The 23,447-nt window shown below is 36.1% G+C and carries 19 protein-coding genes and 1 other annotated feature; of the genes, 4 read left to right on the forward strand and 15 right to left on the reverse strand.

Annotated features, from left to right (window positions below; translation table 11 throughout):
* Positions 1 to 33: 33 nt before the first annotated feature.
* The 3 genes from HCJ50_RS10200 (at position 34) to HCJ50_RS10210 (ending at position 3,079) form a co-directional block, all read left to right on the forward strand.
* Positions 34 to 1,275: a sugar ABC transporter substrate-binding protein gene (locus tag HCJ50_RS10200; RefSeq protein ID WP_185347211.1), complete on the forward strand. Its 1,242-nt coding sequence runs from the start codon at positions 34 to 36 to the stop codon at positions 1,273 to 1,275.
* Between the two features lie 62 nt (positions 1,276 to 1,337).
* On the forward strand, positions 1,338 to 2,231 hold the full coding sequence (locus HCJ50_RS10205; protein ID WP_185347213.1) for a carbohydrate ABC transporter permease: 894 nt from the start codon (positions 1,338 to 1,340) through the stop codon (positions 2,229 to 2,231).
* A gap of 17 nt (positions 2,232 to 2,248) precedes the next feature.
* Entirely contained in the window at positions 2,249 to 3,079 is an 831-nt protein-coding gene (locus HCJ50_RS10210; RefSeq protein WP_185347215.1) for a carbohydrate ABC transporter permease, read from the forward strand.
* A 49-nt stretch (positions 3,080 to 3,128) separates the two neighbouring features.
* On the opposite strand, the gene HCJ50_RS10215 is transcribed toward HCJ50_RS10210, so the two are convergent.
* On the reverse strand, positions 3,129 to 4,598 hold the full coding sequence (locus tag HCJ50_RS10215; RefSeq protein ID WP_185347217.1) for a glutamate synthase subunit beta: 1,470 nt from the start codon (positions 4,596 to 4,598) through the stop codon (positions 3,129 to 3,131).
* A 14-nt stretch (positions 4,599 to 4,612) separates the two neighbouring features.
* Positions 4,613 to 9,205: a glutamate synthase large subunit gene (gene gltB, locus HCJ50_RS10220; RefSeq protein ID WP_185347219.1), complete on the reverse strand. Its 4,593-nt coding sequence runs from the start codon at positions 9,203 to 9,205 to the stop codon at positions 4,613 to 4,615.
* 193 nt (positions 9,206 to 9,398) lie between these two features.
* On the opposite strand from gltB, the gene HCJ50_RS10225 reads away from it, so the two are divergent.
* Positions 9,399 to 10,286 (forward strand): LysR family transcriptional regulator, encoded by an 888-nt coding sequence (locus tag HCJ50_RS10225; protein ID WP_185347221.1) that lies wholly within the window; start codon positions 9,399 to 9,401, stop codon positions 10,284 to 10,286.
* Here HCJ50_RS10225 and HCJ50_RS10230 read toward each other — a convergent pair.
* The 13 genes from HCJ50_RS10230 to HCJ50_RS10290 all read right to left on the reverse strand — a co-directional run bounded on the left by HCJ50_RS10230 (position 10,283) and on the right by HCJ50_RS10290 (position 23,426).
* Positions 10,283 to 10,801, reverse strand: a complete 519-nt coding sequence (locus HCJ50_RS10230; protein ID WP_185347223.1) for a GNAT family N-acetyltransferase — start codon at positions 10,799 to 10,801, stop codon at positions 10,283 to 10,285. The genes HCJ50_RS10225 and HCJ50_RS10230 overlap by 4 nt on opposite strands.
* A gap of 2 nt (positions 10,802 to 10,803) precedes the next feature.
* Positions 10,804 to 11,910, reverse strand: a complete 1,107-nt coding sequence (locus HCJ50_RS10235; protein ID WP_185347225.1) for an iron-containing alcohol dehydrogenase family protein — start codon at positions 11,908 to 11,910, stop codon at positions 10,804 to 10,806.
* Between the two features lie 91 nt (positions 11,911 to 12,001).
* Positions 12,002 to 12,817 carry an amino acid ABC transporter substrate-binding protein gene (locus HCJ50_RS10240; RefSeq protein ID WP_185381296.1) on the reverse strand — a complete coding sequence of 272 codons (816 nt, stop codon included), beginning with the start codon at positions 12,815 to 12,817 and terminating at the stop codon, positions 12,002 to 12,004.
* On the reverse strand, positions 12,818 to 13,465 hold the full coding sequence (locus tag HCJ50_RS10245) for an amino acid ABC transporter ATP-binding protein (RefSeq protein ID WP_185347226.1): 648 nt from the start codon (positions 13,463 to 13,465) through the stop codon (positions 12,818 to 12,820). It lies immediately after the preceding gene.
* Between the two features lie 10 nt (positions 13,466 to 13,475).
* Positions 13,476 to 14,117, reverse strand: a complete 642-nt coding sequence (locus HCJ50_RS10250) for an amino acid ABC transporter permease (RefSeq protein WP_185347228.1) — start codon at positions 14,115 to 14,117, stop codon at positions 13,476 to 13,478.
* A gap of 55 nt (positions 14,118 to 14,172) precedes the next feature.
* Positions 14,173 to 14,412: a binding site (T-box leader), on the reverse strand.
* 246 nt (positions 14,413 to 14,658) lie between these two features.
* Positions 14,659 to 15,699 carry a sensor histidine kinase gene (locus HCJ50_RS10255; RefSeq protein WP_185347230.1) on the reverse strand — a complete coding sequence of 347 codons (1,041 nt, stop codon included), beginning with the start codon at positions 15,697 to 15,699 and terminating at the stop codon, positions 14,659 to 14,661.
* A 19-nt stretch (positions 15,700 to 15,718) separates the two neighbouring features.
* Positions 15,719 to 17,458 carry an adenine deaminase gene (ade, locus tag HCJ50_RS10260; protein ID WP_185347232.1) on the reverse strand — a complete coding sequence of 580 codons (1,740 nt, stop codon included), beginning with the start codon at positions 17,456 to 17,458 and terminating at the stop codon, positions 15,719 to 15,721.
* A 19-nt stretch (positions 17,459 to 17,477) separates the two neighbouring features.
* A complete protein-coding gene (locus HCJ50_RS10265; protein WP_185347234.1) occupies positions 17,478 to 17,936 on the reverse strand; it encodes a hypothetical protein in 459 nt (152 codons plus the stop codon).
* Positions 17,937 to 17,955: 19 nt separating this feature from the next.
* On the reverse strand, positions 17,956 to 18,831 hold the full coding sequence (locus HCJ50_RS10270) for an SDR family oxidoreductase (protein ID WP_185347236.1): 876 nt from the start codon (positions 18,829 to 18,831) through the stop codon (positions 17,956 to 17,958).
* Positions 18,832 to 18,901: 70 nt separating this feature from the next.
* Positions 18,902 to 19,579 carry a two-component system response regulator VirR gene (gene virR, locus HCJ50_RS10275; protein ID WP_185347238.1) on the reverse strand — a complete coding sequence of 226 codons (678 nt, stop codon included), beginning with the start codon at positions 19,577 to 19,579 and terminating at the stop codon, positions 18,902 to 18,904.
* Positions 19,580 to 19,639: 60 nt separating this feature from the next.
* Positions 19,640 to 21,619 carry an ABC transporter permease gene (locus tag HCJ50_RS10280; RefSeq protein WP_185347241.1) on the reverse strand — a complete coding sequence of 660 codons (1,980 nt, stop codon included), beginning with the start codon at positions 21,617 to 21,619 and terminating at the stop codon, positions 19,640 to 19,642.
* Positions 21,609 to 22,376 (reverse strand): ABC transporter ATP-binding protein, encoded by a 768-nt coding sequence (locus tag HCJ50_RS10285; RefSeq protein WP_185347243.1) that lies wholly within the window; start codon positions 22,374 to 22,376, stop codon positions 21,609 to 21,611. Before HCJ50_RS10285 ends, HCJ50_RS10280 begins: the two co-directional genes overlap by 11 nt.
* 156 nt (positions 22,377 to 22,532) lie before the next feature.
* Complete coding sequence (locus HCJ50_RS10290) at positions 22,533 to 23,426, reverse strand: carbon-nitrogen hydrolase family protein (RefSeq protein WP_185347245.1); 894 nt, start codon at positions 23,424 to 23,426, stop codon at positions 22,533 to 22,535.
* Positions 23,427 to 23,447: the final 21 nt, after the last annotated feature.

Below are 23,447 nucleotides of genomic sequence, written 5' to 3' on the forward strand. Positions count from 1 at the left end.
TTTTGAAAAAAACCAAAAAATGGAGGAAAAATCATGAAAAAAAAGATGTTTGCACTATTAGCTTTGTTGTTATCACTTAGTTTGGTTCTGATGGCTTGCGGGACGAAAGATGAGGTAAATTCAAGCGAATCTAAAGTATTAAATGTTTGGGCAATGGGAGACGAAGCAAAATCTTTAAAAGAACTAGCACTGAAATTCACAAAAGAAACTGGTATTGAAGTAAAAGTTCAAGTTATTCCTTGGGCAAATGCACATGATAAATTATTAACTGCTGTTGCTTCTAAATCTGGCCCTGATGTTGTCCAAATGGGAACTACTTGGATGCCAGAATTTGTTGAAGCTGGTGCATTACTGGATATTACAAAAGATGTAGAAAAAAGTGAAAATATGAACCCTGAATTATTTTTCCCTGGTTCTATCAAAACAACACAATTTGACGGAAAGACGTATGGTGTTCCGTGGTATGCAGAAACCCGTGTACTCTTCTATCGCACCGATTTACTGAAAAAAGTTGGTTATAATGAAGCACCAAAAACTTGGGAAGAATTATCTGATGCTGCTTTAAAACTTTCAAAACGTGGCAAAGATATGTATGGCTTCTCAGTTGATCCAAATGAACAAACTACTGGTTTCATTTTTGGTCGTCAAAATGGCTCTCCTTTATTTGATAAAAATGAACAACCTGTTTTCAATAAAGCACCTTTCGTTGATGCTGTTTCTTACTTAGATAGTTTCATTAAGAACGGTTCTGCCCCAGATACTGATCTTGGTCTAGATGCTTCTCAAAGCTTTGGCGGCGACGGAATTGTTCCAATGTTTATGAGTGGTCCTTGGATGGTTAACACTTTAAAAGATACTGCACCTGATATTGATGGTAAATGGGCAACAGCTGTTTTACCTAAAAAAGAAAATAATCAGTCTAGTCTCGGTGGAGCAAACCTTTCCATATTTAAATATAGTGATAAAAAAGACGATGCTTTGAAATTTATGGATTATATGAGCCAACCTGATGTACAACTTTCTTGGTTAAAAGATACTAACTCTATGCCTGCTCGTATGGATGCATGGGAAGATGATATGTTGAAAAACGATCCTTACTACAAAGTGTTTGGAGAACAAATGAAAACAGCAGAACCAATGCCATTAATTCCACAGTTTGAAGAAATTGCGCAATTATATGGTAAATCTTGGGAACAAATTTATCGTGGTGGCGCAGATGTGCAAACGCAAATGGATAGTTTTAATGATCAAGTAGAATCGCTACTTAAAAAATAACGAATAAAAAGGGCAAATATAGATAGTGCAGTTATTTGCCCTTTTAGAATGGAACTGATGTTATGAAACAATTTCTAAATAAAAACACCCCCTATTTGTTTATTTCGCCAGCGTTGTTTTTACTTCTTCTGTTTTCGCTACTACCGATTATGCTAGCTTTCGTTATTAGTTTTACAGATATTGATTTAGTCGGGCTCGCGGATTATTCTAAGATTAACTTTATTGGTATTGATAATTATGTCAACATTATGCAAGATCCGGTCTTTTTAAAATCGATTTTTAATACCCTCTTCTATGTAGTTATTGGTGTACCCCTTGTTATTATTTGTTCGCTTGGTATTGCTCTTATGATTAACTTTTCGCAAGCAAAGATTTTTCAATTTTTCCGGTTAATCTTCTACACTCCTTCGATTACAAACGTTGTCGCTGTTGCAGTTGTTTGGAGTTACTTATATAATCCACGGTTCGGTTTACTTAACTACTTGCTTTCTTTCCTAGATTTAGGACCTGTACCCTGGTTGCAAGACCCAACAATCGCGAAACTTTCCTTAATTGTCCTCGCTGTATGGCGGGCAATCGGTGTAAATATGATTATTTTCCTAGCAGCACTTCAAGGCATTCCAAAAGAATATTACGAAGCTGCTTCCCTTGATGGAGCAAATAGTCGCCAACAATTATTTAAAATTACAGTTCCCATGCTTCGTTTTGCGATATTCTTTGTAACGGTAACAACAATGATTGGTTGGTTACAATTCTTCGAGGAACCTTTTGTTATGACAGAAGGCGGACCTTTAGATAGTACTAATTCTGTTGCCCTTTTCATCTACCAAAATGGGTTCCAACTTAGTAAATTTGGATATGCTGCTGCTGGATCATTTATATTATTCATCGCGATTATTATTATCACGCTTATCCAATTCCGAATTCAGCGCAAAAATAATGACGGGGATATTTAAGAGAGGAGTTTTTATACATGAATCAATATACGCAAAAATCGCGTGGAGCTAAAATTGCTGTCATTACAATTTTGACGGTTGGCGGATTCTTTATGATTTTACCGTTCATTTGGATGGTTCTCTCCTCTTTAAAAACGGATGCAGAAATTTTAAAAATCCCGCCTACGATTTGGCCTGAAACTTTTACGCTAGATAATTTCACGAAACTATTTACAGAGATGGACTTTGCTGTCTATTTAAAAAACACTTTAATCATTGTCTTTTTTTCCTTCTTCGGATTATTTTTAAATGCAATGGCAGGTTATGGTTTTGCGAAATTTAAATTTAAAGGAAAAAATAAATTATTTTATCTTGTACTTGCAACAATGATGATTCCTGGACAAGTGACAATGATTCCAGTTTATTTACTACTAAATGCAGCTGGACTTACTAACACAATGACCGGGATTGTACTTCCAGGGCTGGTTGGTGCTTTTGGGATTTTCTTATTCCGCCAATTTATGTCAACTATCTCAGATGATTTACTTGAGGCAGCACGACTGGATGGTGCGAGTGAGTTTTATATTTTCTGGCGGATTATCATTCCTATTTCACGCCCTGTTCTCGCGGTACAAGGAATTCTTACCTTTATTGCTGGTTGGAACTCGTTCTTATGGCCATTAATTATTGCTAATGACGAGAAGTTCTACACATTATCAGTTGGCTTACAACTTTTAAAAGGACAATATGGCAGCAATTACGCACTTCAAATGGCTGGGGCAACTTTCATGGTTATCCCGATTATCTTGATTTTTATGACTTTCCAAAAGTATATTTTAAAAGGATTCAATGTTTCTGGAATGAAATAATTGGACAAGCAAAAAGCTTATTCGAATACCGAATAAGCTTTTTGTCTTATTAAGGTAAAAAAGTTTCTCCCATCAAGTAAAAGTCCACTTCCCTAGCTGCTTCACGACCTTCTGCAATAGCTGTTACGACTAGACTTTGACCATGACGAGCATCACCACAAGCGAAGACACCTTCTTCATTTGTGCGATAGAATCCTTTCGCCGCATCAATGGTATGACGGTCTGTTTTATTTACGCCGAAATTGGTAAAAATATCTTCTGTTGTTCCGGCAAATCCGATGGCAATTAAAACCATATCTACTTCGAAAAATTTCTCACTACCTTCTACTGGTGTATATTTTCTAGTTTCTTTATCTTCCACTACTTCGACAGTATGAAGTCCAGTGAGATTGCCGTCTACATCTTTTTCGAATGCAGTTGTGTTAATCAAATACTCACGTGGGTCTTTTCCATAAACAGCCTCAGCTTCTTCGTGGGCATAGTCCATTTTAAAAACACGTGGGTATTGTGGCCATGGGTTTTCACCGGCACGTAATTCTGGTAATTTGTCTTGAATCCCAAATTGATAAATACTTTTTGCACCTTGTCTAAGGGCTGTTGCAACACAATCTGCTCCAGTATCTCCCCCACCAATGATGACAACATTTTTTCCTTTAGCTGAAAGGGTTTGGACACCGCCATTATCTAAGTTATCCCGCGTACTTTGCGTTAAATACGGTACTGCAAAATGAATTCCTTTAGCATCACGTCCAGCTAGAGGGATATCACGTGCATTGCCAGCGCCAGTTGCTAACACTACAGAATCATATTCACTGCGTAGCTCAGCAAAACTAATATCACTTCCAGCTGCAACTCCAGTAATAAATTCAATTCCTTCTTCTGCCATCAAATTCACTCGGCGGGTTACTTGTTCTTTTTCCAGTTTCATCGTTGGAATGCCATACATTAACAAACCACCAACACGATCACTTTTTTCAAATACGGTAACACTATGTCCGGCTTGATTTAATTGATCGGCACAAGCTAAACCAGCTGGTCCTGAACCGATAACAGCAATTCTTTTACCTGTACGATGTTTTGGGGGGGATGGTTTAATCCAGCCTTCTTCAAAACCACGATCAATAATTGCTTTTTCAATTGATTTAATTCCTACTGCTGGTTCAGAAATTGCGACAGTACAACCACCTTCACATGGTGCTGGACAAATCCGACCGGTAAATTCAGGGAAATTATTCGTTTTTAAGAGTAATTGCAATGCTTCATACCAATCGCCTCGATAAACAGCATCGTTCCATTCTGGGATTAAATTATGCAGTGGGCAGCCTGATACGCCATTTTTAATTTCCATACCAACGCTACAAAATGGTACACCGCAATCCATACATCTTGCCGCTTGCAAAGTTAAATCAGCTGCTGGCATTGGCAAACTATATTCATTCCAGTCACGCGTCCGGCTTTTTGGATCTCGTCCTGGTGCTGGAATTCGATCATATTCGATAAATCCAGTTGCTTTTCCCATATTTCCACTCCTCTCTATTTCGCCATAATAGCCGTTAGTTTGCCATCTTTATGTTCATAAAAAGCTTGTAATTCTGCTTCATCATGCGTTTGACCAGCATGCTCCAATGTTTCAATCCGCGTTAGCATCATCTCATATTCATTTGGAATAACAAACAGGAAGTTCTCCTTTTCTGTTTCCCAGTTTTGAAGAATCATTTGAGCAAATTCACTTCCGGTCCAGCTAGCATGTTGTTCAATTAGCTGCTTTAATTTTGCTGCTTCTTTATTAGTAGATACAGCACGACTATTTACGAGTTCATGATTAATTTTTGCTTGCGTGCTCTGCTTATTAGTTGTATAAATATAGGCACTTCCACCAGACATACCAGCTGCAAAGTTTTCGCCAATTTCTCCGAGAATAACTACTGCGCCCCCTGTCATATATTCACAACCATTGTCGCCAATACCTTCAACGACTGCTGTTGCACCACTATTTCTTACTGCAAACCGGGCTCCAGCACGACCATGCATATAAGCTTCTCCGCCAGTTGCACCATAAAGCGTTACATTTCCTACTATCGCTGAATCATGTGGGTTAATCGGTGTCTTTTTATTTGGACTTACGATTAGTTTACCGCCAGATAATCCTTTTCCGAAGTAATCATTTGCATCTCCGTGAATTCGGAGCGTCATTCCAAGTGGTGTATAGGCGCCGAAACTCTGACCAGCTGAACCAGTAAATTCAAGCGAGATTGTATCTTCTGGTAACCCTGCTGCTCCGTATTTCTTGCTTATAAATGAACCAGCAATTGTTCCAATGGCACGGTCGACATTACGTACATTAAAGGAACCCGTCACTTTTTCTGCATTTTCTAAAGCTGGCTTAATTAATGGGACAATTTCACGCATATCAAGTGTTTGCTCTATTTTATGATCTTGTTGTTTTGTACAATATTGGACTTGGTTTTTATAAAAATCATCACTATAAAGCATTTTCGAAAAATCGATGTATTTCGCTTTCCAATGAGCTTCTTTTTTCTCATGTGTTTTCAAAAATTCTTTATGGCCGATAACTTCTTTTAAACTTCTAAAGCCAAGTTCCGCCATCATCTCGCGCATCTCTTCTACAATAAAGTGAAAGAAATTTACCACATAATCTGCAGAACCATTAAATTTCTTGCGTAGTTCTGGGTTTTGAGTAGCCACACCGACCGGACAAGTATCCAAATGGCAAACACGCATCATCACGCAACCAAGTGTTACAAGTGGCGCCGTTGCAAAACCAAATTCTTCTGCTCCAAGCATTGCAGCAACTAATACATCTTTTCCAGTCATTAGTTTGCCATCTGTTTCTACAACTACTTTATTACGCAAACCATTTAGAAGTAGTGTTTGATGGGTTTCTGCTAATCCGATTTCCCATGGAACACCAGCATGGCGAATACTAGTTCTTGCTGCCGCCCCCGTTCCACCTTCATAACCACTAACAAGTATGACATCTGCATTACCTTTTGCTACACCAGCAGCAATCGTCCCAATACCAGTTTTCGAAACTAATTTCACGTTAATACGAGCGTTTTGATTGGCATTTTTTAAATCAAAAATTAGTTGTGATAGATCTTCAATGGAGTATATATCATGATGTGGAGGTGGTGAAATAAGTCCAACACCAGTCGTTGAACCACGTGTTTTGGAAATCCACGGATATACTTTTTTCCCTGGTAAATGTCCTCCTTCTCCAGGTTTTGCCCCTTGAGCCATCTTAATTTGCAATTCTTCTGCATTCACTAAATAATGACTTGTCACTCCAAAACGACCTGAAGCAATTTGCTTAATCGCACTTCTTCGCCAGTCGCCATTTGCATCTGGGGTAAAACGATTAGGATTTTCTCCACCTTCTCCACTATTACTTTTCCCACCAATTCGGTTCATCGCAATAGCAAGTGCCTCATGAGCTTCCTGACTAATCGATCCATATGACATTGCACCTGATTTAAATCGCTTAAAAATAGCCTCTGCTGGCTCTACCTCATCAAGTGGAATCGGTTTGCGATCACTTGTAAATGTTAATAATCCTCTTAAAAATGCATTATTTTGATTTTGCATTAAATCAGAATAAAGATTATAAGTTTCACGGTCATTTTCTCTTGTAGCTTGTTGCAACGAATGAATTGCAAGCGGATTATACGCGTGGTATTCTCCGTTTGAGCGCCACTGGTATTCTCCACCAGTATTTAGAGTAAAACTTTGGTAGCCAATATCATGATATGCTTCTCTATGACGCAACCAGGCTTCCTGCGCAATAATAGAAAGTGGAATCCCGCCAATTTGAGAAGCAGTTCCTGGGAAGAAGCTAGCAATAACATCGTCCCCAATACCAATAGCTTCAAAAATCTGCGCGCCACGATAACTTTGAACAGTTGAAATACCCATTTTGGACATGATTTTTAGAATTCCGTCCGTAATCGCTTCAATATAACGGCTCTCTGCTTCATCCAGAGAAAATCCTTTTAAGCGGTCTTCTTGTATCAAGCCAGCAAATGTATCAATCGCTAAACTAGGGAAAACTGCATCTGCTCCGTAGCCAATTAAAAGCGCACATTGATGAACATCTCGCGCTTCTGAAGTTTTTACAATGATACTTACTTTAGTTCTTGTTCCAGATTTTACTAAATGATGATGTAATCCACTTACTGCTAAAAGTGAAGGAATTCCAATAAAATCAGCATTTACACCGTCATCATCAAGAACGATTAATTCTGTTCCTTCTGCAACTTTTTGGTCTGCCATCGCAAATAATTTCGCCAGCGTCTTATCTAAGTCATCTCTTTCTTCCGCTTGAAATAAAATTGGAAGTGTTACTGTTGGTTTGGCAAATTTTGTTTGAGATAGCAAAGCATTGAATTCCTTCCGAGATAAAATCGGCGTTTTCAAGCGAATTCGCTTAGCATTTTTTGCCGTCGGATTTAAAATATTACCCTCATCCCCAAGCAGTGTCATAGCAGATGTTACCGTCTCTTCACGAATTCCATCAATTGGTGGATTTGTTACTTGCGCAAAAAGTTGTTTAAAATAGTTAAATAACACTTGTGGTCGCTGGCTTAAAACTGCAAGTGGCGCATCATATCCCATCGCGCCCATTGGATCTTTTTTCTCAGTAACCATTGGAATTAGTATTTTATTTAGTTCATCTTGGGTATAACCAAACGCCCGTTGTTTTTTAAAGCGTTCGGATTTTTCCATTGATTGATAGTCTAATTCTTCTTTTAGAAGGTCAGCAATTTCTGTCATTTCCTCATCTAGCCATTCACGATAAGGTTTATCTGTTGTTAATTTATCTTTTAATTCTTTATCAGTAACGATTCTTCCCTCTTCTAAATCAATTAACAACATGGTTCCAGCTCCAACGGTTTCTTTGCGAATAATTTCACTCGGATCCACTGGTACTACACCTGTTTCTGAAGAATAAATGATTGTATGGTCTTTTGTTTCATAATAGCGAGCAGGTCGTAATCCATTTCTATCTAAAATCGTGCCAATTACTCGACCGTTAGTAAAAGAAATCGAAGTAGGTCCATCCCACGGCTCCATCAGAGTACTATGATATTCATAAAAAGCACGTTTTGGATCTGTCATATGCGGATTTTTATCCCATGGTTCGGGAATAAGCATCATAGCAGCATGAGGTAACGAACGGCCAGATTGGATTAAAAACTCCAAAGCATTATCTAACGTCGCTGAATCACTACCACTTTCATCAATAACAGGTAGTAATTTAGCTAAATCCTTACCAAAAAGGGCCGAGTCTGCTCTTTTCTCTCGTGCTTTCATCCAATTAACATTGCCACGTTGCGTATTAATTTCTCCATTATGAATTAAATAACGATATGGATGCGCTCGTTCCCAACTAGGAAAAGTATTCGTTGAAAAACGTGAATGAACTAACGCGAAAGCAGATAAATATGCTGAGTCTGCTAAATCTAAATAGTATTGATTAATTTGTTCTGGTAATAACATTCCTTTAAAAATAATTGTTCTTGTAGATAGACTAGGGACATAAAAAGTCTCTGTTATTTTTTCTGAAGTACTGGCAAATTTCTCGATTTGTTTTCTAAATAAATAAAGTGCTCGTTCAAAGCCGGCCTCGTCTAGTTTGGCATTTTTTTGAATAAATAGTTGATAAATCGCTGGTTCTGTTTTTTGTGCACCAGCGCCAACTTTTGTTACATCTGTCGGCAATTTGCGCCATCCTAAAAAGAGCTGTCCTTCTACGGCAATTAGTTTTTCTGCTTCCGCCATAAGAAGTTCTCGCTCAGTTTTATTTTGTGGAAAATTAAACATTCCTACTGCATAATGATATTTTTCAGGTAATTCAATACCTAATTTAGTACATTCTCGTCGAAAGAAAGAATCAGAAATCTCAAGTAAAATACCAGCACCATCGCCTGTATCTCCACCAACTTCTCCACCGCGGTGTTTTAACTGGCAAAGCATGTGGATACCTTGCTCAACGATTTTATGAGAAGAAATCTTTTTAATATTAGCCACAAATCCAATGCCACAAGCATCATGCTCATTTTCCGGATTATATAGACCGTGCTTTTTTGGTAAATTAGTTTGTTTCATTTTAGTTCCTCCTCTTCAAAAATGGAATCTTCCAATATATATCACAGGAATTGTACAAATTGACTGACAATTCAATTCCGAATTAGTTTACCTTACATTTCTTGTAGTATCTATTTTATTCCTTTTCATTTATCGAAACAATATATATAATAGAATAAAACAATCTCATTTCGAGAACAATTGGAGGTCGCACATGGAACTTAGACAATTGAAATATTTTATGGAAGTAGCTCGAGTAGAGCATATGACAAAAGCAAGTGAGAATTTGCATGTAGCACAATCTGCCGTTAGTAGACAGATAACTAAATTAGAAGAAGAATTAGGCGTACCTTTATTTGACCGTATTGGAAGAAATATGCAACTAACAAGTGTTGGTCAGGACTTCTTAAATCAAGCTGCTATTGCTTTAAATGAACTACAAAAAGCGGAAGCACTCGTCACAGAATATACCGATCCAACTAAAGGAACAGTTCGTGTTGGTTTACCGAACTCACTTTCCACCAAAGTTTTGCCTTCTGTTATTTCTAGTTTTCGAGAAAAATATCCGCATATTACTTATCAATTCATGGAAGGAACAAACGAAGAACTTACTGATATGCTTGTTAGTGGCGTCTTAGATATTAGCTTCTTATCTCCTGTACCAGAATCCAGTGAACAACTCGAAGCTATTCGTTTCTTTGATGAAAAACTAAAATTAATTGTCCCTAAAACACATCCGCTTGCTGACAATTTTAATGTATCGCTCAAAGAACTAGCTAATGAAAAATTTGTGCTTTACCCTGAAGAGTTTGATTTATATAAAATAGTTACAAATACTGCCATTAAAAAGGGCTTTCAACCAGAAATTGCCTTCCAAAGTCGAGATTTTTATACAATTCAAGGTTTAGTTGGGGCTGGACTTGGCATTAGTATTTTACCAGAAATGATTTTAGATGGTGCCATTTTCAAAGAAACAAAAAGTATCGCCTTGCGTGATAAGGAATTGCGCCGCTCTGTGGGAATTATTACGACAAAAAAGCGGAACTTATCCCCTTCTGAGAATTTGTTCCGCTCGTTTATTATTTCCTTTTTTTCTAATTAGTCATTCATTGCAAATGCTTCTGGATACTGAATCGCACCTTGAAGATTTTCCAAGCTACCATTATATAATTCTAATAACATATAATATTCAGCTGGCACATCAAATGGTGAAGGAATTCCAAATGCTTCTGAAGTTTTAAATCCAAATCGTGGATAATAATCAGCATGTCCTAATACCGCAATTGCAGGATATGCTTTTTCTCGTGATAGCCGAATTCCTTCTTCCATTAATTTAGAACCAATTCTCGCCCCTTGAAACTCTGGAAGAACAGCGAGTGGGGCTAAAGCTAGAATAAACCTATTCTTATTTTCTGTTTCTAAAGAGATTTCGCTAAACATAATGTATCCTATAAGTTGGCCATCTTCTGCTTCTGCTACAAGGGATAATCCTTGCTGATAAAATTCAGATTCTCGGATATGTTCAATTAAATCCGCTTCAACAGTCCCCTTAAAAGCTTGTTCATTCAGTTGGCGAATAGCTTGGTAGTCTTTTGGTTGTTCTGTTCGTATCATCATGTTTATTTAGTCACTCGTTTCGCAGCCATACTTTCTTCAAGTTGTTTTATTGCATTTAAAACAACGATAGGTGTCATTTCACCTGGCATCATATGAATCGTTTCATGTTCTTCTGTCGCCCGCTCGGACACAGCCATAAGTGTTTCTTCTGAAAGAGAAGCAAGCCCCATATCGTATAAGCTAGCAGGTAAGCCAAGTTTTGTATAGAATGGTAATAATTGTTCGATTTCATCCCATCTATTTTCAATCACTAATTGGACTAAAATGCCATAAGCAACTTTATTTCCATGAAGTAAATGATGTGTCTCTGGAACCATTGTTAGCGCATCATGGATAGAGTGCGCTCCTGCACAACGACCATAATCATCACCAAAACCTCCAACCATTCCACCAACTAAAATATTTGTTTCGATAATTTTAATAAACGCTTCATTGAGTTCTTGTTTATCCATTGCTAAAAGAGCTTCTTCACTAAAATTCAGCAAATTATCATGGCACATTTTGGCAGCAAAGTGGGCAATTTCAATTTCAACTGATTTCATAGGAAGAGATTGAATAATCACATCTGCTTCATACCATTTTGCAAGTGTATCACCAATTCCTGCAACAAGTAATTCTTTTGGTGAATCAAGAATCATTTCCGGGTCGATTAATAGTAATGCATTGCTACTTGCAAAAACATCATAACGAATCATCGCACCTTCTGAATCATACATAACGCTTAGAGGTGTGTATGCTGCGCAGGTGGACGCAAGTGTCGGTAAAATAATTACAGGTAATCGTAAAACGGCTGCAGCAGCTTTTGAAACATCTGCCACTTTTCCACCGCCGACAGCAATAATAGCATCCATCTTATTAGCTTTCATGATAGCTACTAGACGATCACGTTCCTCATAAGTAGAAGTTCCATTATAGGTTTCAAAAGTAGATGTAATAGCAGGTAGTTTAGGGAATTTCTTTTTGGCAACTTCCCAAGAAGCATTTCCACGAACAATTAATACATTTTCTAAGCCACGTCGTTCTAAGTGGTTTGGTAATGTATCCCATGCACCTACTTGACATAAATATTCTTGCGGAGCTCCGCGAACAATCAATTCTTTATTCAACAAAATTCATCCCTTCTGTCTGGCACGGTCGTCAATTCGGCTGCGACATTTATAATTCAAATTGTATAGGAACTTAAACTGACTGTCAATCTAGCTATTGTTTTACAATTTCATCATCACCAAACCATTTTTTACTAATTTCTTGCATTTTTCCTTCGTCATATAAAGTTTTAAACGCATCATTTATTTTTGTTTGCAGTTTTTTGTCGCTTTTACGCATGCCTACTGCAAAATCGGTTGCATCAAATCCACCTGTGATGATATTATAATCGTCTTTATTTTTTTGTTTATCAATATAATAACGAGCATAGACTTCATCAATAATTAAACCATCAATACGTTTATTATTTAAATCAATAAAAGCAACATCAAAAGTATCGTATAATTCTGGTTCATTGTTTGCAATAATATCAGTTAGTACTTCTGGATTTTTAGCCATATCATCAATAGAACTTGCGCCATTTTGGGCACCTAGCGTTTTATCTTTCATATCACTAAATTTGTTAATATTACTTGATTTAAGCGTTACTAAGACTTGTTCATTTTTCATATAAGGCTTACTAAAATCAACTTTTTTCTTTCTAGCATCTGTTACTGTATAGCCATTCCAAATTAAGTCAATTGATTCATTTTTTAATTCTGATTCTTTCATAGACCAATCAATAGGGGTAAATTTAACTTTAATACCATATTCATCAAAAACAGCTTTAGCTAAATCAATATCAAATCCAACTAACTTATCGTCTTTATCACGGAACCCCATTGGGACAAAGCTATCATCTAAACCGACTACCACTTCTTTATCTTTTTCAATTCTACTCCACTGGTCTTCTTTTGCCTCACTTTTCCCACAAGCTACAAGCGTTAATACAAAAATTGCCATTACTGCTACTAATAATCCTTTTTTCATTTAAATTGCCTCCTTTTTTAATGGTTCTACTTCTAACATTTGATCCGCTATTTTTTCAGCGAATGCATGATCATGCGTTACAATAATTTGTGTAATACCTACTTGTTTTAAACTTAAAATGAGTGATGCAACATGGTCACGTAAGTCTGGATCTAAAGCTGAAGTTGGTTCATCAAATAACAACACTTTTGGATTCATCGCAAGTGCCCGGGCAATAGCAACACGTTGTTTTTGACCGCCCGATAGTTGATATGGCATGCTATCTGCTTTATCTGCTAAATCAAGTAAACTAAGTAATCGTTCTGCTTCTTTTTTAGCCGCTTCTTTTTTTGTTTTTCGAGCTAGTGTAGGAGCTAAAATCAAATTATCCATCACACTTAAATGCGGAAATAGGTGAAACTCTTGAAAAACAACTCCAATAGTATTTTCGACATCCTTTTTAGACATCGGATCAACCACTTCCCCGTCAATCAAAATTTCTCCTGAATCCATTTTTTCGAGACCGCTAATGCAACGAAGCAAGGTTGTTTTCCCACCACCAGAAGGCCCAACAATAGAGAGGATTTCTCCGTCTTTAAGTGAAAGATTAACATTATCTAAAATCGTTTTTTGCTCGAATTTTTTCGTTAAATTTTTAATTTCCAACATTTTTTTCACCTCATTTATAATAACTAAAACGTTTTTCCAATTGTTTAAATAGTAAAGTTAAAATAGCTGTTAGCGCTAAGTAAATCGCTGCAACTAACACTAGTGGTATTAAAGTGACATCTCTACTCATCGCAATTTTTCCTGCACGAAGTAAATCGCCAATGCCAAGAATATAAACTAATGAAGAGTCTTTAACTAGATTAATCACTTCATTTCCGATAGCAGGAAGTACACGTTTGACTACTTGCGGTAAGACAATTTTTCGAAGTGTTTGTCCATATGTTAGACCAAGAACTTTTGCACTCTCATATTGACCATTTTCGATTGATAAAAATCCACCACGAAAGATTTCTGCAAAATAAGCAGCATAATTTAGAATAAAAGCAATAAATACGGCATCCATGCGATCAAAAACAATTCCAATAATTGGTAAGCCATAATAAATAAAAATTAATTGTAAAAGTAAAGGGGTTCCTCGCATAATCCAAATATAAATATTTAAAATAAATTTAAGGGGGGCTATTTTACTGACATTGCCAATTGCTACAATAGCACCTAAGGGAATCGAGCAAACAAGGGTCACTGCAAAAACCAAAAGTGTTGTTTTCGCCCCATCAAGTAATGCTGGTAAAATTTCTGTTATATAGTCCATTTAAATTCGCTCCTTTTTAGCATAAAAAAATCTCGTCCGCTTGGCATAAAACTACCAAGAGGACGAGAATAATATTCACGTGGTTCCACCTCAATTTACTAATACTTCACAGTACCAGCCTCTGTTAGTGCTAGACTAACAAGCTATAACGGGCTTTCCCGAGTTCACCTACTACTCACTTTTCAGCAAACCAGCTCCTAGATGTGTTCGATAACGCTATCTTTATCCTTTCGCACCAACCAAGGACTCTCTTGTAAAAGAATTACGCTCTACTTGTTCTAATCAACGCTTTCACTTCTTCTTGCTAATACTCTACCACGATAAAGTGATAGAGTCAACTGTTTTACAAAAAATTTTAAAGAACTAAATAAATGTTTTTACAAAGAGTTAGCCATAAAGAGGCATTTTTACATTGATACATTCGCTGCTTCTACAAATTTTTTGATATTAAAAAGCACTTTTAACCTATTGAACCTGGTTTAAAGTGCTTCTATCATATTGCATTATTTTATTTAGCTACTTATATGGTTTACAGCTTGAACTAGTCTTTCGCAATTAATAAATAGTCATCTTTTTGCTCAAAGTACAATTTCACTTCTGTTCCTTGTTCACTTTTTGACTCAATACAAATTTCGTGGCCTAATTTTTTAGCCATTTGTTTGGCAAGATATAGCCCCATACCAGTAGCTTTCTTTTCTTGTCGACCAGTATTGCCTGTAAAGCCTTGCTCAAAAATCCGTGGTAAATCTTCTTCTTTAATTCCGCGACCATTGTCTTTTATGTGCAGAACTTTTTTTCCACTAGCTTCTGCATCACACCAAATTTTTATTTCGCCACTTTCTGCTGTATATTTCAAAGCATTAGATATAACTTGATCGAGAATAAAACCAAGCCATTTACTATCTGTTCGCACATCCAGATCCACATTTTGTATATCCAGCTTCATTTTTTTCCCGATAAAAAGTTTGGAGTGGCGCTTGACAGATTCGCGAACTACAACTCCAAGATTCTGCTCTTGGATAAAATAATCTTTGGAAAAAGTATCTAATCTTGAAAAATAAAGTGCTTGCATAACTAATTTATCAATCGTTGTTAATTCCTCATCAATTTGTTGGAAAATCGTTTTTGTATCATTTAAATCAGGATTATTAATTAGCATCTTACTTGCAACAACAGGAGTCTTCACTTCATGCACCCAGTATAAAATAAAATCATGATATTCTTGCTGTTTATCTTGTAATTTACTAATAGCTCGTAGTTCTTCTTGATGTTTTTTCGCCATCAATTGATTAAAAAAAGCTTGTTCACGAGTTCGCGGTTTTGGCAAAAGCTCAATAATATTTTCTTCCATTTCACCACTTACTAATTCTTCCATCTCGTGCCAATAACTATATTTAAAGAAATAGCCTAGCACAAGATAAGCAAGTAAAAAAACGAAGACAAAAATATATAAATAAATGAAATTTCCTAGTGTAAGTTTGCTGTTAGGGTCGATAGAAATTAGTACACCAACGAAAAACATTATGCTACAAAAAAACAATAAGAAAAATCGTTTATCCTTAATATAATTCCACCAATTCATATGGATTTCCTCGCTTTCGTTAATTTACTTCGTTGGGGATAATTTGGAATGTAGCAAAGTCGAATAAACCTTGATCTGTTAATTTAAGCTCAGGAATAACAGGTAATGTTAAAAATGACAATGTTAAAAATGGATCAAATCCTGTTGCTTGGCTAATTTGTTTAAATGCTTTTATAAGTCCGGCTAAATCCTCTTCCACTTCTTCAAAAGAACGATCGCTTAAAAGCCCAGCAATTGGTAAAGCTAAATCGTGTAATACTTTACCAGATGCGTCTACTACAGCAATTCCACCACCACAATTTGTTATATGATTAATGGCGGCTTCCATCGCTTCATCTGTGACACCAACTGCGACAATATTATGTGAATCATGTGCGACAGTAGTTGCAATCGCACCTTCTGTTAAACCAAATCCTTTAACGATACCGACACCCACATGACCAGTATCATGATGCCGTTCGACAACCGCCATTTTAAGTAGGTCTTTAGTTACCGATGGAACAAATAAGCCAGCTTGGACAGACACTTCTTCTATTCGTTTTTCTGTGAATAGACTATTTGGTTGCATGCCAATCACATAGCACGTTGCCTTTTTAAGGGGAAGTTCTAAATCTTTTCGTGTTAAATGATGATTGATTTTTGGTGATACGAATTGTGTTGATTTTCGTTGTTGGAAGGCTGCTTCTTTTCTAACACCATTTTCAACGACAACCTGTCCATTTTTTAATACTTTAGATATTTCTACGGTTTGTAAATCTTTTAGAAAAACAATGTCAGCTTGATACCCCGCTGCAACGGCTCCTAAATATGGCAGATTATGACAATTTGCTGCATTGATTGTCGCCATTTGAATTGCTGTGATTGGCTCTATACCATTTGCAATTGCCAGGCGAATATTATAATTAATCGAACCTTCTGTAATTAAATCATTAATTAGTTTATCATCTGTGCAAAAACAAAAGCGATGACTATTTCTAGAAGTGACTGCCGGGATTGTTGCAAGTAAATCACGTCCCACAGTTCCTTCGCGGAGCATCACAAACATGCCAGCACGCAACCGGTCCATGGCCTCTGTGGCATTTGTACTTTCGTGATCTGTTCGAATTCCTACAGCTAAATAGTTATTCAAATCAGCGCTAGTTAACCCAGCCCCATGTCCATCAATTCTGCCGCCTTCTTTTTTAGCATTGATAATTTTAGTCAATATATCCGCGTTTCCTTTTGCGACAGACGGGAAATCCATCACTTCCGCAAGACCAATTACTTTTTCATGTGCGTATAGTGGGTGAAGTTTTTCTGCATGGAGTGTCACACCATTATGTTCTCCTTCTGTTGCTGGAACTGATGATGGAAGCATTACAAACATATCTAGTGGCACATCTTCTGCATTTTCTAGCATAAATTCAATGCCTCTTTCACCAGCAACATTCGCTATTTCATGTGGATCAGTAATAATAGTTGTTACGCCATTTGGTAATAATACACGAGCAAATTCAGCAGGTGTTACCATGGCGCTTTCCACATGGACATGCGCATCAATAAAGCCTGGAACAATAAACTCTCCTGCTGCATCCATCGCGTTCGCACTATTTGGAAAATGACCAATCCCAGCAATATAACCATTTTTAATAGCTATATCTCCTTCGATAATTTCTCCTGAAAAGACATTGACTATTCTTCCATTAGTAATAACTAAATCTGCCTCTGCTCGACCATCACTGACTGCTACACGTTCTTGCAGTTGTTTTAAATTCTCCACCCAATTTCACCTCCGTTATTTATACTTCCGAAAATCCTTCGTCAAGCAAATATCCCTCTGCGCCTTCTTTTGTTGGAAAAACGGCTTCTAAATTTTCGCCTGTATAAATAACCCACATTTCATTCTCATAAATGAGTGATAGTTTATCCCCATGATTATCTTGATATATTTTTGTAAGGCCTTCTTTATAGCCTGCTTCATCTTTATCCATATATTCTTTTGCTTCCTCTAGCAACACTCGAATTTCATTTTCGGAGTAATCTTTTACATTGACATATCCTTGTTTATCCAGTGGTTCTACTTCTAAAAATGGTGCATAAATAAATGCATTTCCATTAGGATGTAAATGTTTGACGATTATTTTTTTATCGCGCTTGCTTGCAGGATAGTGTACATTCACACGATCCATTGAAATTTCATGCAGTTCAAAACCACCAACTGCTTCTATTAACGCTTTTTTCTCTTCAAAATTCAACATAATATTTATTTCCTCCAAATTAATTTTCTTGTAAAATTTTTGTCACTAGTTTTGGTAACCAATCATGCAGATTATCAAATATAAAGCCTGCTTCTGTTGCTTTTGAGTTATCAAGATAATAGGTTTTTTCAATCCCAAATGGTGAATTATCTTCGTCGTCGGTCACTTCTTCAACAAGCGCTTTCTGACCTATTTTTGCTTCAAGCATTTTGATAAATCCATTTAACGAGTAGGTTCCATTGGAGCTAGCATTAATTGGTCCAGTAATTTCTGTTGATATACCTATCCATTCTAAGAAACGAGCTGCCTCATCAGAAGTAATAAAGCCAATTTCTGCTTGATTATTACTAATACCAATTTCTTGTTGGTTTTTAATATGTTCCAAATGAAAATGCAGTCGCTTTGTATAATCATCCATTCCAAGAACAATTGGAAAACGTACTGCTACAACTGGAAAAGATGCCTTTTGAAAAAATACTGCTTCTGCCAGTCTTTTTCCTTCCCCGTAATCAAAATCTTCTTTATCACCACTGACAATTTCATATTGTTTTGGATTGAAATCTTCCTCTACTAAGGCATGCCCTTTTTGACTATATACAGATAATGAGGAAGTAAATATGTATCGTTTTACTTTGCCTTTAAAAGCATCTACTGCATAAAGTGCTTCTTGTGGTGAGAAGCAAATATTATCATAAATAACATCCCAGTCTTCCTTAGCTAATTGAAATAAATCATCCCTAGATTCACGATTTAAAACAACACGTTTTACTTCATCGCCAAAATTATCTGTTGTTTTTCCTCTTGTACCAATCGTAACATCATGCCTCGCTGCAACAAGTCGTTCTACTAATTTCTTCCCAAAAAACCGCGTCCCGCCTAAAACAAGTATTTTCAATTTAATTCCTCCTTTATTTATGAAAAACAGGAAGTACGCAATCAGTTAGCGCCATCTTCCTGTTCATTACTCATTCAATCATATATCCTTGGCCTTTTTTGGTTTTAATAAATTCTTCTAAGCCGATTTCTGCTAATTTTTTACGAATTCGAACCACATTAACTGTGAGTGTGTTATCGTCTACAAAGCTTTCATCTTCCCAAAGTGCACGCATAATTTCGTCTCGGCTCACTATGCTACCTTTTTGCTTCATTAATTCATATAAAATTAAAAATTCATTTTTAGTTAGTTCGATTTTATCTTCTAAATGTGTCAGTGTATTTGTATCAATATGCAGAAAAACATTATTATGTTCCATTACATTTGCTTCTTCTAAATCTGCGTAGGAATAAGTCCGTCGTAAAAGTGCGTTAATTCGAGCCATTAAAACATCCAAATCCACAGGTTTTTCAATATAATAATCTGCTCCCATGTTCATTCCCATAATTTGATCCATACGGGAATTTCGGGAAGATAAAAAGATAATTGGTACATTAGAAACTTCCCGGATTTGATTACACCAATAAAATCCGTCAAAGAAAGGCAAATTCACATCCAAAATTACAAGTTGCGGCTCAAAAGCTAAGAATTCTTGTAAAATATTATTAAAATCCTCCACTACACCAATTTCAAATCCCCACTTGTTTAAATGCTTCTGAATCGTATCACGAATTACCTCATCATCTTCTACTATATATACCTTTACCATCATCATACCTCCTCGGCAGAACTCTCTTTTCATTTTAGCTGAAATACCTATAAAAGCCAATTACTTTTTATCTGCCGTAACGATTTTAGTAAATGAATTGACGCAAAGCATGTAATAAGCACCAAACAATAAAATATAAATACCTGTCCCAATTAAAACTGGAAATTTAATATTATCGATTAAATTAATAGATATTCCCCAAAGCGCAACCATTGAATGCGCAATTCCCAAAAATAAAGGAATCACAAAAATGGGCCAAATTTGTTTGGAAATTATCTTTCTTATTTCTTTCTCTGTGACACCTAGCTTGAATAATATTTGGAATTTCACTTTTTCCGTTACCGCATCTGTAACTAATTTAAAGTAAATAATACTACCAGTGGCTAAGAAAAATACAATTCCGATGAAAATACCGATAAATAAAAATGAACCTGCAAGTAACGAAATCATATGATAGTTTGTATAGTAGGAAGACACTTTTTCTGAGAATAGCGAAGGCTTTCCGTCCACAATTGTTTGAACTTTTTTATCTAATTCTTCACTATGGCTCGAATTTGTAATATTAAACATTCCTACTGTTTCTCTTGATGCTAACGTTTTTATATCGTTATAATATTCATCCGAAACGACTAATGTTTCATAGGAAATCCCGGTATTAAAAATCGAAAATTCTCGAAAACCAATTACTTTGATAGGCGCCATCTTTTGACTAGTTGCTTTTTCTGTTTTCACTGTTATTTGCCGTTCCAACCAATCATTCTGAATTTCTGGTCTTGCATAATAAACATTTTTCCCAAGTAAAATTGCCTCACTATATTGTAATTTTTCAGGCCTCACAAAATCACTTTGTTGTTTTGCTGCAATTCGCGCATATTCAGATTCAGCAACAATGGGATGTATCATTTGTAGTTGTTCTGAATCTTTTTTGCTATTCTCTCGATATTCTAAATTAGCTCTAACCATTTCTGTTTTCATGATACTTTTTAGCTGATGATTTTTGTCTGTATTAATGGTTTGAATTATTTGCTGTTCATTTTTACTTGTTAGATTTCGTACTTGATAACTCGATGGATTATCTTCTGTAATATCATTGAGTGTTCGAACATAAAAACTACTCAATGAACCAATGATTGTTAAAGTAGTTGCACTTAAGACCGCTATCATTGCAATTGTACTTGCATTCTTTTTCAATCTAAAACGCAGTGATGTAATCCCTATTAGATTGGTACCATTGTATAAAAAATGTTTATTATGATAAAGTTTTTTAATCACATAGGGCGTTCCAAATCTGACAGTTAGCCAAGTTCCCAAAATTACAGAACATAATATAAATAGATTTATATCCAGAAAATCATATTTCAGCCAAATAGGTGATTCCTCAATATTGCGAGTTGCGATAAAATAGCCAATCCCAATTAAAATAAGCCCCACTACCATAAGAAAAAATGAGCCTTTTGCAACTCTTTCTTCTTTATCGTCATTCTTAAATAATTGACTTAAATTATAACGTAATACAATGATGATGGCGTATACAGATGTAAATAACATAATTGCTAAAAACACCAATGCCGTATCTATAATCGCTGATGTAGAAATAAGAAACTGTGCATCTATCGTTAAACCAACAATCCAAAACAATAGCATGGCAAACATTTTAGAAAAAAAGATACCAAGTAAAATACCAAATACCGTCGCTAACATATACATCATGGCATTCTCAAAGAAAAGCACTAAAGCAATTTGGGATTTACGCAAGCCAAGCAACGAATATAAGCCAATTTCACGTTTTCGTCTTTTAAGAAAAAAGCTATTCGAATAAAAAATAAAAAAGAAGATAAATAAAATAAGTACTATACTTGCCGCAGAAAACATCGCCGGCCCAAATAGTTCCCAGCGTTTAAAAACCTTATCAATAAGAGGATTATAAGACAAAGAAACAAATGTAAAGAATACGAGTACACAGACAATAAGCGAAACAAAATATACCATAAATTGCGTAAAGTTTTTTCGCATGTTGGTAAGTGCTACTTTAAATAACATTGTTTTCGTCCCCCCCAAGAAGCGCCAAAACATCCAACACTTTTTGGAAAAATTGTTTTCTTGAATTATTTCCTCGATAGATTTCCGTGAAAATTTCTCCATCTTTAATAAACATAATTCGCTCGCAATAACTTGCAGCAAAGGCATCATGGGTAACCATCATAATTGTTGAATCGCGGATATTTTTAGCTTTAGCAAGACCTTCTAAAAGATTAGTTGCAGCCTTGGAGTCGAGCGCACCAGTTGGTTCATCTGCGAAAATAAGGGTAGGCTCCGTAATCATCGCCCTACATACTGCCGTTCGTTGTTTTTGTCCACCTGATATATCGGTTGGATATTTATTTCGCTGCTCATAAATGCCAAACTGACGAGCAATAAGTTCAAACCGTTCATCAATTTCTTTTTGTCTAACATGCGATAACGCAAGCGGTAAGACAATATTATCTTTTACAGTCATTGTATCAAGCAAATTATAATCTTGAAAAATAAAGCCCAGTTGGTTTCTTCTAAAAAGTGCCATTTCTTTTGCTTTCATTTTTGAAAGTTGCTTTCCACCAATTTCAATTTCTCCAGAAGTAGGTTTATCTATGGAAGACAACACATTAAGCAATGTTGATTTACCTGCCCCAGAAGGTCCCATTATCCCAACGAATGAGCCTTTTTGTATTTCAAAGCTAACACTTCCTAATGCAGAAAACAAATTTCCCTTTGAGCCATATACTTTTCTAACTTTGTGCGCTTTTAGTACGGTCTCCATTCTTTTCCTCCTGTTACTAGATTATTTGCTTATTCTACCTTAATTTTATAGAAGATACTATGGGCTATAGTTGTATTTATAAAAAAATCTAAACTTTATCATACAAAAGCGATTAATCCAATAGACTAACCGCTCCACGAAATTAAGTAAGACTCATTAATTTTTTTCTTTTCGTTTAAATGGCTCCATTACTTCCTCATTTACAAGTGAAGCATAGGTCTGTGGTTTTCGATAAGCATTTCCCCAAACCTCCGTCCTTCGAAAATTTCTTATCTCCGCTACGTTAAATTCTGCCATATAAATAGCTTCCGAACTAGCCTCTGCTTGAAAAATCACATTATCAATATATTTACCATCGTTATCAAAAACTACTGGAGAAAAGGCACAAGATTGTCCCCAATTCTCACCAGGATAATTTGCCATTGCCACACCAACCATATTTTCAAAAGCTCTAGCGTTAAGTTGATTCAGTCGCGCTGGATTCATATCACATGCATTGGGAACAAGAATTATTTCAGCGCCTTTTAGCATAAGTGTTCGGGCGCTTTCCGGAAATTCTCGGTCAAAGCAAATCATCACACCCAATTTAACCCCTTCAAACTCGCATACTTGAAATTCATTACCACTATCAATTAAACACTCTAATGAAAAATCACATGTATGTACTTTTGCATAGTCTAAAATAATCGCACCATTTCGATCAATAATAATTGCCGTATTTTGTCTTTTCTCACCTATTTTTGATAAATAGGTCGCACAAATACCGATATGGTGTTGTTTAGCTTGCTCTCTGAGGACTTTGACATACTCGCTATCAATTGTTACTGCCTCGTCTAACCACATAGCACGTTCTTTCTTAAAATCAGGATGCAACGGATAATCGAAAGCTTTATCAAAAGGAGGCGCATATCCATTTGACCACATTTCTGGAAAAAGCACTAAATCTGCTCCATTTTTCGCAGCTGTTTCGATATGTTGGATAGCTAAATTTAAATTAGCCAATTTATTATTAGCAACTGCTTTTTTCTGAACTAAAGCAATTTTTAACATACGTTTTTTCCGCTCCAATAG

Source organism: Listeria immobilis, assembly GCF_014322765.1.
GTDB classification, from domain to species: Bacteria; Bacillota; Bacilli; order Lactobacillales; family Listeriaceae; genus Listeria; species Listeria immobilis.